11 protein-coding genes are annotated in these 15,207 nt (G+C 43.3%); 7 read left to right on the top strand and 4 right to left on the bottom strand.

Features of this window, described 5'->3' with window-relative positions; genetic code table 11:
• A partial coding sequence (locus AB6D80_RS13520) for a GIY-YIG nuclease family protein (protein ID WP_372188745.1) occupies positions 1-1,521 on the top strand: 1,521 nt, incomplete at its 5' end.
• Between the two features lie 70 nt (positions 1,522-1,591).
• Here the strand turns inward: AB6D80_RS13520 and AB6D80_RS13515 are convergent.
• A complete protein-coding gene (locus tag AB6D80_RS13515) occupies positions 1,592-2,632 on the bottom strand; it encodes a hypothetical protein (RefSeq protein ID WP_372188744.1) in 1,041 nt (346 codons plus the stop codon).
• A 908-nt stretch (positions 2,633-3,540) separates the two neighbouring features.
• On the opposite strand from AB6D80_RS13515, the gene gloA reads away from it, so the two are divergent.
• Entirely contained in the window at positions 3,541-3,957 is a 417-nt protein-coding gene (gene gloA, locus AB6D80_RS13510) for a lactoylglutathione lyase (protein WP_004734046.1), read from the top strand.
• A 189-nt stretch (positions 3,958-4,146) separates the two neighbouring features.
• Entirely contained in the window at positions 4,147-4,581 is a 435-nt protein-coding gene (locus AB6D80_RS13505) for a DUF2753 domain-containing protein (RefSeq protein ID WP_012603530.1), read from the top strand.
• Positions 4,582-4,679: 98 nt separating this feature from the next.
• Here AB6D80_RS13505 and motY read toward each other — a convergent pair whose 3' ends face one another.
• Entirely contained in the window at positions 4,680-5,561 is an 882-nt protein-coding gene (gene motY / locus AB6D80_RS13500; RefSeq protein ID WP_065677932.1) for a flagellar protein MotY, read from the bottom strand.
• A 188-nt stretch (positions 5,562-5,749) separates the two neighbouring features.
• Between motY and rnt the strand changes: the two genes are divergently transcribed.
• The 4 genes from rnt (at position 5,750) to AB6D80_RS13480 (ending at position 13,838) form a co-directional block, all read left to right on the top strand.
• Positions 5,750-6,394: a ribonuclease T gene (gene rnt, locus AB6D80_RS13495; protein ID WP_029222960.1), complete on the top strand. Its 645-nt coding sequence runs from the start codon at positions 5,750-5,752 to the stop codon at positions 6,392-6,394.
• Between the two features lie 65 nt (positions 6,395-6,459).
• On the top strand, positions 6,460-7,785 hold the full coding sequence (locus AB6D80_RS13490; RefSeq protein ID WP_012603527.1) for a Na+/H+ antiporter family protein: 1,326 nt from the start codon (positions 6,460-6,462) through the stop codon (positions 7,783-7,785).
• A gap of 274 nt (positions 7,786-8,059) precedes the next feature.
• A complete protein-coding gene (locus AB6D80_RS13485; protein ID WP_231847883.1) occupies positions 8,060-9,403 on the top strand; it encodes a response regulator in 1,344 nt (447 codons plus the stop codon).
• A gap of 46 nt (positions 9,404-9,449) precedes the next feature.
• Entirely contained in the window at positions 9,450-13,838 is a 4,389-nt protein-coding gene (locus tag AB6D80_RS13480; protein WP_372188742.1) for a transporter substrate-binding domain-containing protein, read from the top strand.
• 42 nt (positions 13,839-13,880) lie between these two features.
• Here the strand turns inward: AB6D80_RS13480 and AB6D80_RS13475 are convergent, their stop codons facing one another.
• Both AB6D80_RS13475 and AB6D80_RS13470 read right to left on the bottom strand, forming a co-directional pair.
• Positions 13,881-14,510, bottom strand: coding sequence for a DsbA family protein (locus tag AB6D80_RS13475; RefSeq protein WP_017099964.1), 630 nt, complete (start codon positions 14,508-14,510; stop codon positions 13,881-13,883).
• 99 nt (positions 14,511-14,609) lie between these two features.
• Positions 14,610-14,948, bottom strand: a complete 339-nt coding sequence (locus AB6D80_RS13470) for a Grx4 family monothiol glutaredoxin (RefSeq protein WP_009848715.1) — start codon at positions 14,946-14,948, stop codon at positions 14,610-14,612.
• Positions 14,949-15,207: the final 259 nt, after the last annotated feature.

The raw sequence follows: 15,207 nt of genomic DNA, 5'->3' as shown, positions 1-15,207 counted from the left end.
AGGTGGGTCAATTTTAAATCGACGTTAGTGGGTCATTTTTACATCGGCGCTGACACTGCTTATAAAGCTGCCATAAAGAATGGATGGATGGAGGAGATATGCTCACATTTAGAGTACAAGAAAAAACGGAATGGATATTGGACTCTAGAAAGATGTATGACTGTTGCTCAAAAGTACACAACCAAGGTCAGTTTTAAAGAAGGGGCACCTGAAGCTTACACTGCTACCTACAAACATAACTGGCAGAATATTGTTTGTAGTCATATGACCTCTGAAAACGGTAAATGGACGAAAAAAACGTGTTCTGAAGTAGCTATGATGCACACTACAAGAGATAGCTTCATTAAGTATGCATCGGGAGCTTATCAAGCAGCAAGAAGGCAAGGCTTTCTGGATGAGATATGCTCTCATATGACTTCAAAACCACGCTTTCCTCCTAACCATTGGAACTGCATTGATACATGCCGAAAAGAAGCCCTGAAATATCAAACAAGAAGTGAGTTTCAAAGAGGTAGTCCCGGAGCATATAAAAGAGCGCATCGCAATGGTTGGCTAGATGACATTCTTTCTCATACCGACATCGTGGGAAACAAAGAGTTTCGTTGTATATATTTCATATACAGTCCACTTAAAAATGAAGGGTATGTGGGTTTAACCGCCAACTACAACAAGCGAATCTCTGCCCATAAACGCGGTGAAACAAAGTCAACTAGAGATCTTGTTCAAGAGCCTGATGTATCTTTTGAGCAAATAACTCCCTATATTCCATCCCTAGAAGCTAGTACAAAAGAAGCTGAACTGGAAGAATATTATTCATCCAAAGGTATTTCGATGCTGAACTATAAAAGTGCTTTGGGAGGTTTAGGTGGAGAAAAGGAGCCATTAACAAAAGAGCAATGTGCTGACTTCGCATTATCGTACTCTCATCGAGTCGACTTTATGAAAGGCAAGGCTTCTGCATATCACAGAGCGAGAGTTAAAGGGTGGTTAGATGACATTTGTAAACATATGGCTCCGTCTCGTCTACAATATCCAAAAGGGTATTGGGATCAAATAGAAAATTGCCGTAAAGAAGCACTTAAATATTCATCTAGAGCTAGCTTTATGCGTGGCTCTAGATCTGCATACAATGCCTCAATAAAACCATATAACGATTGGCTTGACGAAGTTTGTTCACATATGCCACCACCTAAAGAAACACAAACCCGAACAAGCTGGACTAAAGAATCGTGTATTCGAGAAGCTCAAAAATATAAAACTAGGTCAGAGTTTAGAAAACACTGTCATACAGGCTTCAATGCCGCAAATGATAATGGCTGGCTTGACCACTGCTGTGCCCACATGCAAAAAGCTAACGCTACATCATATGGCTACTGGACAAAAGAAAACTGCCACGATGAAGCCATGAAATATGAAAGAAGGAATGAGTTTCGTATTTTCTCTCGCGGAGCATATAAAGCGGCTTGGAAAAATGGCTGGTTAGATGATATTTGCAGCCATATGAAAAAAAGAGGGGAATGAACTACCTCGTATGTAACAAGACAAAGCTGCTGGCATATAGTATAGACAGCAGCATCTGGTGTTAGGCAAACTAACTTTCAGTTAAGTCTATTTGCGCGACTTGCTGTAAATCAGAGACAACGACATGGATTAAACGAGCCTCTGCAATCTCGCCATTTTTGAGCTTCGCTTGGTATTTCAGTTTGATCGATGTCTCATTATAAAATGCTTCATGTAGTGCAGCATTCTCATCATCTTTTAGAAACGCTCTATCAACTTTAACGTTAAATGACAATTCACTATCAACCGCTTGAACACTAACGTTAAGGTAGTCTGAACGCTTTTTACTAATTGAGTCGATGAAAAACTCCCCTGTACCTTCATCCACTTCATTAACTACATCTGGTTTAGCCGAAATCGTATGTATTTGGGCTTTGCTGAACTTTGTATCTCCAATGTAAAGCTCATCTGCATCCTGTACTGACTTAACAACGCTTTTATAACCTTCTTCCATATGCTCGACAACTTTCTGCGCACCACTAGATGCAGGAGCCAACTCCACAGCTTTAGACATCAGCGAATCACGCATAGCCTCAACTGTTTTGTTATTCATCTCTGTCAAAGCTGTAATCTGTTCAGTTCGTTGTTCTTCAGCGTGCTGCTTGGTTTGTGCATCAGTAAATGTCTTGGTCGCAAAGTAGCCACCAATGGCTAGCGTTACGATCACAAGTATTGAAGTTTTTTGTGCACCTGTCATATCTTTACAAACCACATCCAACTTATCCCAAAAGCCATTAAACCAGCCACCATCACCGCTTGATGCTCCAGTAGAGCCTTCCTTGATAGTGAATACCAACTCTAAAATATCTTTGTCAGTATTGGTCAGTTTCTGCCTATTCGATGCCCCATAAAGAAGGCTTGCATAAGCTTTATCTACTTCTTGCTGAAAGCCGATCAAGCCTTCCATTAGCTTTGTCGGCAGCGAACTATGATAGCGCTCACCTTTGATGTCAAGGTCTACCTTCGGCCACCCATTAAAGTTAAGAAACTTAACTTCATTTCCATCAAAAAGTACACCATAAGCATAGTTCAAGAATTCTTCTTCAGTGTTTATAACTAGAGGTGCTGTCATAACAACAATATTTCCCTTAATCTTTTGTTTTTTATCAGCAAAATTCAGCTCAGGCTCTATTATGCAACACTCTCAAAGTTCTGTATGTAAGGTAACACTCAAAATTCAATTGTTCCCCAAAACTGGAGATTGAGTTAAGCGATGTTGCCTTATTTCAGGTAATTTATGGATAGCAAAATTAGAAAATTTCAACTCGTTTTTGTCCATTTCCTTTCACGGACGGCATCGTATCAAGCGGTGCGGCTCAGTCTTTTGTAATACCAAAAGTTATTCGTGAATAGCTAATTTAGCAAAGTCACTGACTCACAAATGTCCAAAAGCGAGTTACGGAGGCTCTTATACGAGTGTTATACCGATGGTCAAGGAAAATCATATATGCCTAGCGAGTAGTGAGCTGTGCGAGCGTCAGGAGTGGCTTTATTATTTTACTTTACCATCATTCCCCTAAATACCCTTTTAGCAGGGTGATGGTTTCACGCAGTGAGGCCATCGCCTTACAAAGCCTTCTGGAAAGAAATTTTATAGAGCAGTCGTTTTTAATTTGCTACTATTTTTGTAAAGAATAATGGAGGTAATTTTGAACAGAATTCATCCATTAAAGCACTAGGTTTACAAATCTTTCTATTTTCGTAAAGGAAAGTCTAGATAGAAAGGCCTTGTGAGCCCTTGTATACTTGGAAACTCACTCACTCACTCACTCACTAAGTAAGATTATTTTTTAGTGAATATAATGAGCATTCAAGGAAAAAACCGACGTCTAGGCTAGCTCTAAGCGAATGAAGCTAAGAAGCTAAGAAGCTAAGAAGCTAAGAAGCTAAGAAGCTAAGAAGCTAAACAATGCCGCATTTTTCTAGCGGCATAAAACAGAATTACAAAAACGTATACATAATTAAAGCTAGGAGCAAATCATGTCAAACGGCCGTATTTTACACACCATGCTACGCGTTGGTGATCTAGACAAGTCTATCGAGTTCTACACCAATGTAATGGGCATGCAGCTGTTACGTAAGAACGAGAATAAAGAGTACGAATACACACTGGCTTTCGTTGGCTTTGGTGACGAATCTCAAGGCGCTGTGATTGAGCTGACTTACAACTGGGGCACGACTGAATATGACCTTGGCTCAGCTTTTGGTCACGTTGCTATCGGAGTTGATGACATCTACACAACGTGTGACGCGATTAAAGCAGCAGGCGGTAATGTGACACGTGAAGCGGGCCCTGTAAAAGGCGGCTCTACTCACATCGCATTCGTTAAAGATCCTGACGGCTACATGATTGAGCTTATTCAGAACAAGCAAGCAAGTGCTGGTCTAGAAGGTTAACCCTTCGTAGCCTCTGCAATATTTGGCTATGGAATAAACACTATAAGCGAGCATAAAGCTCGCTTTTTTTGTAGCTCTATTAATAATCGATATTCTTTACTAATTATTACAACATTCTCACTGATGAAACTTTACATGATAATAATTATCATTTAAATTAAGTCCCCTATTGATTAGTGAGGTAACACAATGATTAGCGAATGGGAAAAACACACGTTACTTGCCGATACGGCATTGCAGCTCGACGATCCTGTACAAAGTATTCTTCACTATCAGCAAGCATTGAGTTTAAGCGAAAAAATTACTGAACGTACCGATATCCAAGCGGACGAGCGCTTACTTATCTCTGTGATTTCTTGTCACAACCTCGCTCAGTTTTGGCGATGGGCCGGCGATACTGAATATGAACTCAAGTATCTCCAATTGGCTTCAGAAAAAGTACTGACACTGATCCCGCAATGTCCCAATACGCAATGTTCAAGCTTCATTGACTCAATTGGTTGCTGTAAGAAAGCCCTTATCGATTTCATGAAACGCCATCCCAACCCTAAAATTGCTTCTATGGTGGAAAAGATCGATACCGCGACCAACTGTGAAATGATCGCCCGCTTCCGCTTGAACTAAACAAATTACGTTTAAACAACGACTCAAATTTAAAATATAAAAAAGCCCGTCATCAGTGAAGACGGGCTTTGTCATTTCAAAACGAGCTATTGTTCAGATTACACCTGTGTGCGACCTAAAGAGATAACAACACGTCGGTTTTTGTCTTTACCAATTGGCGAGTTGTTGTCAGCAATTGGACGACGCTTACCATAACCTTGTACTTGAATACGGTCTTCTGGCAAGCCTAGAGATTTAAAGTACTCTCTTAATGATTCCGCTCTGCGCTCTGAAAGATTCTGGCTAATACCTTTGCTATCGACGGAATCGGTGTATGTAGCCACCAGCACAAGGTCGATGTCTTGGTTATAGCGAACATAGTCGGCAATCTGGCTGAGTCTCTTACGTGAAGACTTATTCAACTGATCGCTGTTACGATCGTAGTGCAAGATAGTAAAAGAGATATCTTCGAAGCTGTAAGGCAATAAGTTGGCGATACAGTCACTGAACACATTGTACTTCTCTTGGAATAATACCGATGATAGTGCAACTTCGATTCGCTGATCTCGGCTCTGCCACTCTTGATAGCTGAATGTCGGGTAACGCCCTTTCTCCAACTCACTCAAAATACCCCAAGCGGTTTGACCACCAACATAGCCATCAAATTGTTGGAAGAACTTAATGGTCGTCATGCGGTCAGCACTTTCGCCCGGACGCCAAGCTGGCGGCATAGAGATCAAGCTTACATTGCGTGTCGCACCCATTGGGCGACGCATTTTAAGCTCAAAATCCAAAATGATTTTTTTACTCGCGCGAGATGAAAACTCAGCATCACCGAAGTTGGGGATAGGGTGAACCAAGCGACATTCTAGTGGCGTGTTAGCCACCATCTCCCACGTCGACTGTAGAGGAGATGCTCCGTAACGCTTTGCTTGTGCCAATACCGATGACGACATAAGTAGCGAAAATAGCATTGAACCTGTTATGAGTTGTTTCTTCATAAAGTGGAGTATCTCTTAAGCAATTCGTTTAACAATGCAGCCAATTGCCGCATTTTTCCATCACGTTTGAATATGCAATTATCAAGCCGAAATAGGTCGGCTAATTTATGATTTATTGCCCTTCCCTAGTTTTTATCACTGCTATTATCTGCAATAATGCTGCCTTAATCACACATATTTGGGCTAACATGACTGTAGAAAACGAAGCTCTGACCCTTAAAAAACGCTTTCGTGGCTATTTCCCAGTGGTCATCGACGTGGAAACCGCAGGGTTTAACGCTGAAACCGATGCATTATTAGAAATCTGTGCCATTACACTAAGAATGGATGAGAACGGAGATCTGCACCCTGCATCAACGCTTCATTTTCACATTGAGCCTTTTGAAGGCGCAAATATAGAGCAGGCAGCATTAGACTTTAACGGAATTAAAGACCCATTTAGCCCATTACGTGGTGCTGTGTCGGAACAAGAAGCCCTTAAAGAAATCTACAAGCTTGTGAGAAAAGAACAAAAAGCTTCAGATTGCAGTCGCGCAATCATGGTCGCTCACAATGCTACGTTCGATTTAAACTTCGTTAATGCAGCAAGTGAGCGTTGTAAGCTTAAACGCGTCCCTTTCCATCCATTTGCAACTTTTGACACTGCAGCCCTTAGTGGTCTTGCCTACGGTCAAACCGTTTTGGCTAAAGCTTGCCGCACTGCGGGGATGGAATTTGACAACAAAGAAGCACACTCTGCTTTGTATGATACGCAAAAAACCACAGAGTTATTTTGCGGCATAGTAAACAAATGGAAAGCCCTTGGTGGTTGGCCTCTTGTTGACGAAGAATAACAAATAGAGTCGGTAAACGTTCACTCGTATTGCCTTCATAAAAAACACAACATCCCGAGAATAATATGAATCCTGTTGTAATTTCAGTTTGCATCATGCTTGTTTTAGCTTTGATGCGCGTAAACGTTGTCGTGGCTCTCACGTTCAGCGCAATTATCGGTGGCGTAGCCTCTGGTATGAGTGTGAACGATGCTGTAGCAGCGTTCGAAAGTGGATTAGGTGGCGGTGCAACTATCGCACTTAGCTACGCAATGCTTGGTACCTTTGCTGTTGCTATCTCTCGTTCTGGTATCACAGATCTACTCGCTCAAAGCGTCATTAAGCGCATTCACGGCAAAGAGAACAGTGCGGCATCTAATGGTCTAAAATATGGCATCCTTGCGTCTTTGATCTTAGTGACCATGTCTTCGCAAAACGTGATTCCTGTGCATATCGCCTTCATCCCAATTTTAATCCCACCTCTATTAGGCGTATTCGCAAAAATGAACCTAGACCGTCGTCTGGTTGCGTGTGTACTTACTTTTGGCCTGATTACTCCGTATATGGTTCTACCTATCGGTTTTGGTGGCATCTTCCTAAACAACATCTTGCTTAAAAACCTTCACGACAACGGTCTTGAAAACGTAGTAGCAAGCCAAGTACCAATGGCGATGTTGTTACCGGCAGCTGGTATGATCTTTGGTCTTCTTACGGCAGTATTCTTTACTTACCGTAAGCCACGTCAATACAAAGAAACGTCTCATACTGTTGTTTCAACCGAAGTGAAAGAGATCAACAAGAAGCACATCCTAGTGGCTGCTGCGGGTATTGTTGCTGCACTAACGGTTCAACTATCGACAGGTTCTATGATCATCGGTGCTTTGGCTGGTTTCATGGTATTCACCTTCGGTGGTGTAATCGCTTGGAAAGAGACACACGATGTCTTCACTAAGGGCGTTCACATGATGGCAATGATCGGTTTCATCATGATTGCAGCGGCAGGTTTTGCAGCGGTAATGAAGCAAACTGGTGGCGTTGAATCTTTGGTTGAAGCGCTTTCAACCAGCATCGGTGACAACAAGCCTCTAGCGGCACTGCTTATGCTAATTGTTGGTCTATTGGTAACTATGGGTATTGGTTCTTCGTTCTCTACGATTCCAATCCTTGCAACTATCTACGTTCCACTAGCAGCAGCATTTGGTTTCTCACCTATGGCAACGATCGCTCTAGTAGGTACAGCTGCAGCGCTTGGCGATGCTGGCTCTCCAGCTTCTGACTCAACCTTAGGTCCAACATCGGGTCTTAATGCTGATGGTCAACACGAGCACGTATGGGAAACCGTAGTACCGACGTTCCTACACTACAACATCCCACTGATCGTATTCGGTTGGATTGCAGCCATGGTTCTGTAATTAGGTTCTGTAGTTAAAGAATCCTACGCTCACTTTTATAAAGACCGCCTCGTGCGGTCTTTTTTGTATTTAGTCTCTTTCCCCTTTTATTTCCAACTTTAGAAACACGCTAACCTTCTGAACCAACATCACTCCCTATACATTATTCCGTACGCATTGATGTGCAACTTGTGGCTATTCATTGAATTCACTCCTACACTTAAGTGTTTAATAAATAAGCCGCTAATTCATAGACGACAAAGTGGCAAGGCTCAATACGTCAGAAGGCTACTATATGGATATACTCGCCCGATCGCGCTACCTCATCGTTGATGACAGCAGCGTCATTCAAAGTGCTACCCGCGCACTACTTATCAAGTTAGGCGTGCCTAACAACAATGTGATTAGCGCATCCAATGCACAAAACGCGATTGAGGCTTGTCGCGCACATCGATTCGACATCTTATTAATTGACCACGATTTAGGCTCAGGAAGCAATGGCTTGCAGTTGCTTGAGTTCTTGCAGCAAAAAGAATTAATCCGGCCACAAACGATCGTCTTTATCGTCACAGGCAATGACAGCCAAGATACCTTCTTTGGTTATGCTAACTTAGAACCTGATGGTTATTTGATTAAGCCAATACGTGCAGATGACATCATAAAAAGAGTCACATCCGCACTCTCTCGGCAGCAATACTTTTCGACATTAGAGCAGGCCTTTTTAAAGAATGGCCTCAATGCGGTAAAGCCACTCTTTGGCAAAGCCCCTGATCCGTCGACACTGAAAGATGCCATTATTTATATGGCGAATATTCTGATAAAAAACCAACAACTCGATGACGCACAAGCCATGTTGAATGGGCTATTGCAGCTCCATGATTACCTGCCCGCTAAAGTTAAGCTCATTGAAATACATATCCTCAAGCAGCACTATCACGACGCACTCCGTCAAATCGATGGCCTAATAGAAAGCAACCCGCGCAATATCAAACTTCAGCAACTTAAGGTCAAGATCTGTCTCAATACCAGTGATTTCGAATCAGCGAGCGAACTGATTGACCAAGTACTCACCGTGAACAGCAGTAATATTGAGTTAACCAACACCATGGTCTGGCTGCAGTTGCTAGATAAAAATGTCACACAAGCGACCCAACATCTCAAATCTCTCGCACAACTCATTCCTCACTCAATTTGGGATTCTACAGGTAAGCGAGCACTCATCTTATGGGCGGATAGTTTGGCGCTCACCCACGAAGAACTAACACTTTGGAAACCTGAAGCGACTTGGCAGAGGCTTTCTCACTCTGAAAAGTCTTACGCATTGAGCAAGCCGCTTCTAAAGCTTTGTCGTACCTTACAACTGATTCAACTCGATCAACATGAGGTTGCGACAGAGTGCATTGAGAGTATTTCGATAAACGAGTTTTCAGGCAATGATGTCGACGCGTTCTTCTTGTTGGCGCTGTGTTATCAAGCCTTAGGATTACAAGACAAAGTCGTTCAAATAAAGCGCCAAATTGACGTTCATTTAAAAGCGGATCACACGAACCTTGCTCTACTTCAACGTATGGCATTGCAGCAAGCTGATAATTTTTCACTCCCCACACTAACTAAAGCCCCTTTGGCTGCCGTTAGTTAAGCATGGCGATACTCTAAAATCAGCAAGCAAACGACAGGATGTCTTTATGCAAAACAGCGCTTCAAAAACGAAAACGTGGTGTGTCGCCTTTTTATTGAGTTGTCTTTCACTGTTGATGTGGCCACTGCTCACCTTTGCCGAAAACACCCCACCAGGGAACACATCACCCGCTAGCTCCTTAGCAAACAAAACAGAGAACTCATCGAGTGACCAAGTCATATTGCGGGTTGGCCTACCTTCTTACGACATGGTCCCCTACAGCTATCAACATAAGACTCCCTCAGGCAACACTGTTTCTGAAGGGCTACTCATCAGTATGTTGGATCAGGTAGCGGTAAATGCAGGTTTCCAATATCAGATTAAGTTGTATTCAACATTTAGTGATGTACTGAGTGCATTCGAAAGAGGTGAATTAGATCTGCTAGTCGGTGTCTCTTCGACCAAGGAGCGCCATAATTACATGACTTTTAGTGAGCCGATGTTTTCCATAAGACGAGCGGTGATGACCCAAAATAGAAAAATAAACGATTTAGGTGCGTTGGCAACCGCCAACCTAGCATTGGAGAAAGGGTTTGCGCTCAATGATCTGCTTCCTAGCCTGCTTCCTGATAGTCAAATTACCACATTAGACAGTACGCAAGCGGCATTCACGGCAATTCAGGAGGATAGCGTGGATGCGTACATTGGCGATGCGCTTGCACTTTCTGCGTTATTACGAGAACAGCCTCGAGACTCACTCACACTATCAGTTCTTCCTGACCTTCCAGCTGACCACTTGCACTTCGCGGTCAAAAAAGGAAAGCACAGATTGCTTAGCCGAATCAATTTCGCTTTACAGGACATTAAGGAAGGCTCACTGCAATCTATTTATAATCAATGGCTTGCTCCGTCGCAACATTCGATGCTGCTGAACTATGGAACATTGAATTTAACCCAAGATGAAAAGAACTGGCTCGACAGCAACCCTTCCATCCCCGTAGGCACACACTCCAATTGGTACCCTTACGACTTTACCAATGAGCAACAGCAACACTCAGGCTTATCTGCTGACATCTTAAACCTAATAAGTAATGTGCTTGGCGTGTCATTCGAAAGTACCACTTACCTAACACCAGAAGCGGCCGAGGTCGCGTTCAATAATGGTGAGACAATGGTGCTAACCAACATCACACCAACCACAGATAAAGCCCGATACATGGACTTCACTCAAGCTTACAGTTTTGAACCTTGGGTGTTATTGAGTCGCTCTGATCGCTTAGGCAACTTTGCGCCAAGTGGCACCGAAGCTGTTGGTGTGATTGAAAATTCTGGAGGCTCAACAGTTCTGCCTTCTCTCTGCCTTACTTGCCTAGCCGTCCCTTACATCAATCACGTCAGCGCTTTCCAAGCATTACAGAAAGACGACATCAGTTTCGCGCTTGCTTCACTTCATCATGCTGCACCTTTATTGCATCAAGACTATGTAGGGCAATTCAAAATCACTGGCACCATTAATGAGCAAAACAGCGCACCACTAGCTCTCGCAGTGAACTTCCGCCATCCCATGCTGTTGAGTATTCTCAACAAAACCATTGGAGCACTGCCTGCCAATGAATTAGCGCGCTTGGAAAACAAATGGTTAACCTATGAATACCAAGAAGGCTTATCACCACGCGAAGTCGCTAAATGGTCGGTGATCATCGGGCTTGGGATCTTTGTGGTCATTTTCGTGATCGTATTTTGGAACCGAAAAATGGCGGCTGAAATCGAGCAGCGAAAGATCGCCGAGCAGAGAGCAAAAGCAGCAGAAGCCCACTTGCAAACGCTGGCCGACAACATTGATGGGGTCGTGCTTAAACATATTCAAACGCACCCTCGACAGCCTTTAGATATCCGGTTTAGCTTTGTCAGTGCAGGTGTAAGCGATATGTTCGGCTTATCCGTGGATAACGTAAAAGAGCACCCTCAACGTCTGTTTGATCTGATCGCAGAGGATGACTTGCCCCTGTTTGAAACCAGTATGCTCGAAGCTATTGAAACCGGGCATTGGGAAGATGAACAGCGAATGCAGTTAGAATCAGGTCAAACTAAATGGGTGAAATTTAATAGCCAAGTATCGAACAGCAAAACCATTGAGTGGAATACGGTGATAACAGACATCACCCTACTAAAAAAACAACAGCAAGCTTTAGACAACGCACGCCAAAAAGCAGAAAGTGCAACGGCTGCAAAGTCGCAATTCTTAGCGACCATTAGCCACGAGGTTCGCACCCCGATTAGTGGGATCTTAGGGCTGTTGGAATTAATGCAGGAACATCAGCTGAGTGAAGAGTTACTGAACTTACACGGTGGATTGAATCAGTCGGCTCGGAACTTACTGCACATCGTTAATGACGTACTCGATTACTCCAAGATTGAAGCCGGAAAATTGGATCTTAACCCGACCGAAATTGAGCTTGGAAAAGTACTCGCCCGTATCGTGCAACCGCAATCCATTCATGCACAGCAAAAAGGCTTAGCCTTCCACTATTGGCAAGACCCAAACCTCGCTCAGTGGTTGTTTACAGACGATATACGACTCCATCAGATTCTAAACAATTTCCTTAACAATGCGATTAAGTTCACCGAACATGGCACTATTTCATTGCATGTTGATGTAATTGAACAAAACGAACATCAGCAGAAAGTTAGCCTCACGGTTTCCGATACGGGCATCGACATCCCGAAAGACAGACAACAAAGCTTATTCCAACCTTTTGAACAAGTCGACAAAACCACTAGTCGCCGTTTTGGTGGCACAGGGCTTGGACTGTCTATCGCTTTGAAATTGATAGAACAGATGGATGGCAACATAGAACTGTCGAGTGAAGAAGGAAAAGGCAGCCACTTTACGGTAACCGTTACCCTCCCAACTTGTACTCCTGAACATGCAGTAAGCAACGCTTTGGCTCTACGACAAACGCTGATTTTTCCTTCAGAGGGTGAGAATTCTATTGAGCTAGATGTCGGTAATCACTCAAGCGAGGTATACGTTGTTGGCTACGTTCTGCAACAAGAAGAGCTGTGTCGATATTTGAAACACTTCGATCTTGAACCAAAAGTTCTGCACATTAATCAAAAGCACCTACTCAAAGAGATGATCGTCAAACATCAGCCCAAACACATCTTTGTCGCGATGTCGGTTTGGCAACAACTGGCGATTAGCGATGCTTGGATTCAGCAGCATACGGGTTCAACACGCTTCACCGTAATCAACCAAAACCCAATGCTCTCACCAGAGCCTTTAGGTAACTCTTGGTGCTTGTCGGTAAATCCGCTGCTGCCCGATAACCTTGTTCATGTTTTAACGAAACCCGTCAGTCACAACAATCTACTCTCATCATTAGACAACGAAACCAAAGCGCCTATCGCCATCGAGACTCGCGAACAAGCCGAGCGTAATGGCCGACTGATTCTTGTTGCGGAAGACCACCCGATCAATCAGCAAGTCATCGCCAAGCAGCTTGAGAGTATTGGTGTCCACGCTGATATTTTCGATAACGGAGTGCTAGCGCTGAATGCTTTAAAAAATAAACGTTATGGTTTGCTTCTCACCGATTGTCATATGCCGGAGATGGACGGTTACACGCTTGCCTCAAGCATTCGTCAGATAGAACAACGCAATGAAGAACTAAATCAAGAAACTCAAAAGTTGCCTATCGTCGCGTTGACGGCGAATGCGGTTCAGGGTGAAGATGCCAACTGTTATGCACACGGCATGGATGATTTCCTAGTTAAACCCGTTTCCATTAAGCAAATGAAGCTGACCATTGAAAAATGGCTACCCGCAGTCCACGATTTAGATCCGACGCTTGAAACCGATATTTCTGATGCAGAAAAGCCAGACTCGCAAAATCAGGACACAAGCTCTTCGTCAAACGCTTTACCTGCAACTCAAGAAACCAATGAGTTTTCAATGCTGTTCCAAGGCATTGAACAGAGCTTTGCGGAATCGGCAGAAAATAACAACTCAGAGACAATCGAAGATGTTGACCCCACAGTCCCTCAAGATTCACCCAACGAGACCAATAGCCCCATCATCGACTACACCGCACTCTACGATCTATTTGAAGATCACGATGTGGTGATGACCTTACTCGACGAGTTTGCCGCAAGTTTTATTGCAGATAATGAACAGATAAAAGCGCAGTGGGCTAATAAGGAATATAAGGGACTAAAAACCACATCACACCGACTCAAAGGTGCCGCTAAAATGGTGGCATGTGACGCGATTGCTTCTCCGCTCGCAATCATTGAAGCACAAGCAAACGGCCTAGTAACCGAAGCCACAGACTTAGATCAAGTCGAATCAGAAATTGAAGCATCAATCTCGGAAGCAACTAACACATTCGAACGGTTTACAGAGGAGATAAACCAACTACGTCAGACAAAAGAAAAGGCTTACTCTTATGAGTAAGCCTTAGAGGTTATTGCGTCAATACAGACAGCTCTCGCTGGATTATACAGCGGGAGCGTTATTCACTAGAATTTCGCGAATAGACTTGAGCGTCGCTTCAGTTGAATGGTAATCCAATTCAACTTCGCTAAAGATACCGTTTACCTCAAGCATTAAGGTTGGGTAAGAATGCACACCCATCGCTTCTTTGAAACCTAACTGATCATCTAACTCGCTTTCCAATAGCTTACTAGAAAGGTCATTTTCAAACTGTTGTACATTCATCCCTAGCTCTTGAGCTAACTGCAAATGCGTTTCTTGGCTATGAGGCAGCATCGCACGAAGGTAGTAAGCGTGTTGGATCGCTTCAAGCATTGCTTCGTAGTGATCTTGAAAACCAGCAGCGATCACTGCACGACACGCTGGGTAAGTGCTGCGAACTGGTTGGCATTCCGTCCAAAACTCATGATTAAATTCCGTACCCAGCTTAGCTCCAATCTGCTTCCAAATCGCTTGAAGCTTGCCTTTCATCTCTTCTGACATCGGCTCTTCAGAATCCGGAGCCAAACCACCGACTACATAGCTAAACTCAATGCTCGCTGGCAATTGTTGTTTTAATAACTCAAGCGTTGGCTTGTAGCCCCAACACCAGCTGCACATTGGATCATGCACATAATGAAGTTTTACGTTCATTGTTCATTCCTTATCGAGTCTTTGTTGAACCATTCAAACGAAAAAAGGAGCCTAATTAAGGCCCCTTCCATTCAATATTTAAGCACCAAGGCCTAAAGCTTACTCAGCGTCGTCGCCAGCTACTTTAGCAGCGGCTTCTTTAACGATTGGCTGAAGCTCACCCTTTTGGAACATCTCAAGAATGATATCACAACCACCGATTAGCTCACCTTCAACCCAAAGTTGTGGGAACGTTGGCCATTGTGCGTAAGCTGGAAGCTCTGCACGGATATCAGGGTTTTGTAGGATATCTACGTAAGCAAATTTTTCACCACATGCCATTAGCGCTTGAGACGCTTGAGAAGAGAAACCACAGCTAGGTAGCTTAGGAGAACCTTTCATGTACAGTAGAATAGTGTTTTCTTCAATTTGCTGTTTGATTTTATCGATAGTTTCCATTGCTTCCTCGTTAATGGATTACGGCTTTCATTGCCTTTATTCTACCCCAAACCAAAAGAATAAAAACCATATAAAAAAAGAGGTTAACCAGTTAAGCTAACAATTCACACAAAAGTGATGAATTAAGCTTTTAATAAAGTAAAAACTTGCTAAACTATATCGCAAGTCAGCAAATTGACCGTGGTTGGCAATATAGCGAGCCATGAATAATAATATCACTGGAAGCAATCGAAAGAGTTAACTCTTTCATATCAATGGA

Source organism: Vibrio sp. 10N.247.310.17, assembly GCF_041466605.1.
Classification (GTDB): domain Bacteria; phylum Pseudomonadota; class Gammaproteobacteria; order Enterobacterales; family Vibrionaceae; genus Vibrio; species Vibrio tasmaniensis_A.
The sequence above is the reverse complement of the archived record's forward strand: the minus strand, read 5'-3'. Positions and strand labels throughout refer to the sequence as shown.

What these genes read in the sequence shown, in the direction of transcription:
- AB6D80_RS13515 (WP_372188744.1), bottom strand. Translation starts at nt 2,632, where the DNA reads ATGACAGCACCTCTAGTTATAAACACTGAAGAAGAATTCTTGAACTAT.
- gloA (WP_004734046.1), top strand. Translation starts at nt 3,541, where the DNA reads ATGTCAAACGGCCGTATTTTACACACCATGCTACGCGTTGGTGATCTA.
- AB6D80_RS13505 (WP_012603530.1), top strand. Translation starts at nt 4,147, where the DNA reads ATGATTAGCGAATGGGAAAAACACACGTTACTTGCCGATACGGCATTG.
- motY (WP_065677932.1), bottom strand. Translation starts at nt 5,561, where the DNA reads ATGAAGAAACAACTCATAACAGGTTCAATGCTATTTTCGCTACTTATG.
- rnt (WP_029222960.1), top strand. Translation starts at nt 5,750, where the DNA reads ATGACTGTAGAAAACGAAGCTCTGACCCTTAAAAAACGCTTTCGTGGC.
- AB6D80_RS13490 (WP_012603527.1), top strand. Translation starts at nt 6,460, where the DNA reads ATGAATCCTGTTGTAATTTCAGTTTGCATCATGCTTGTTTTAGCTTTG.
- AB6D80_RS13485 (WP_231847883.1), top strand. Translation starts at nt 8,060, where the DNA reads ATGGATATACTCGCCCGATCGCGCTACCTCATCGTTGATGACAGCAGC.
- AB6D80_RS13480 (WP_372188742.1), top strand. Translation starts at nt 9,450, where the DNA reads ATGCAAAACAGCGCTTCAAAAACGAAAACGTGGTGTGTCGCCTTTTTA.
- AB6D80_RS13475 (WP_017099964.1), bottom strand. Translation starts at nt 14,510, where the DNA reads ATGAACGTAAAACTTCATTATGTGCATGATCCAATGTGCAGCTGGTGT.
- AB6D80_RS13470 (WP_009848715.1), bottom strand. Translation starts at nt 14,948, where the DNA reads ATGGAAACTATCGATAAAATCAAACAGCAAATTGAAGAAAACACTATT.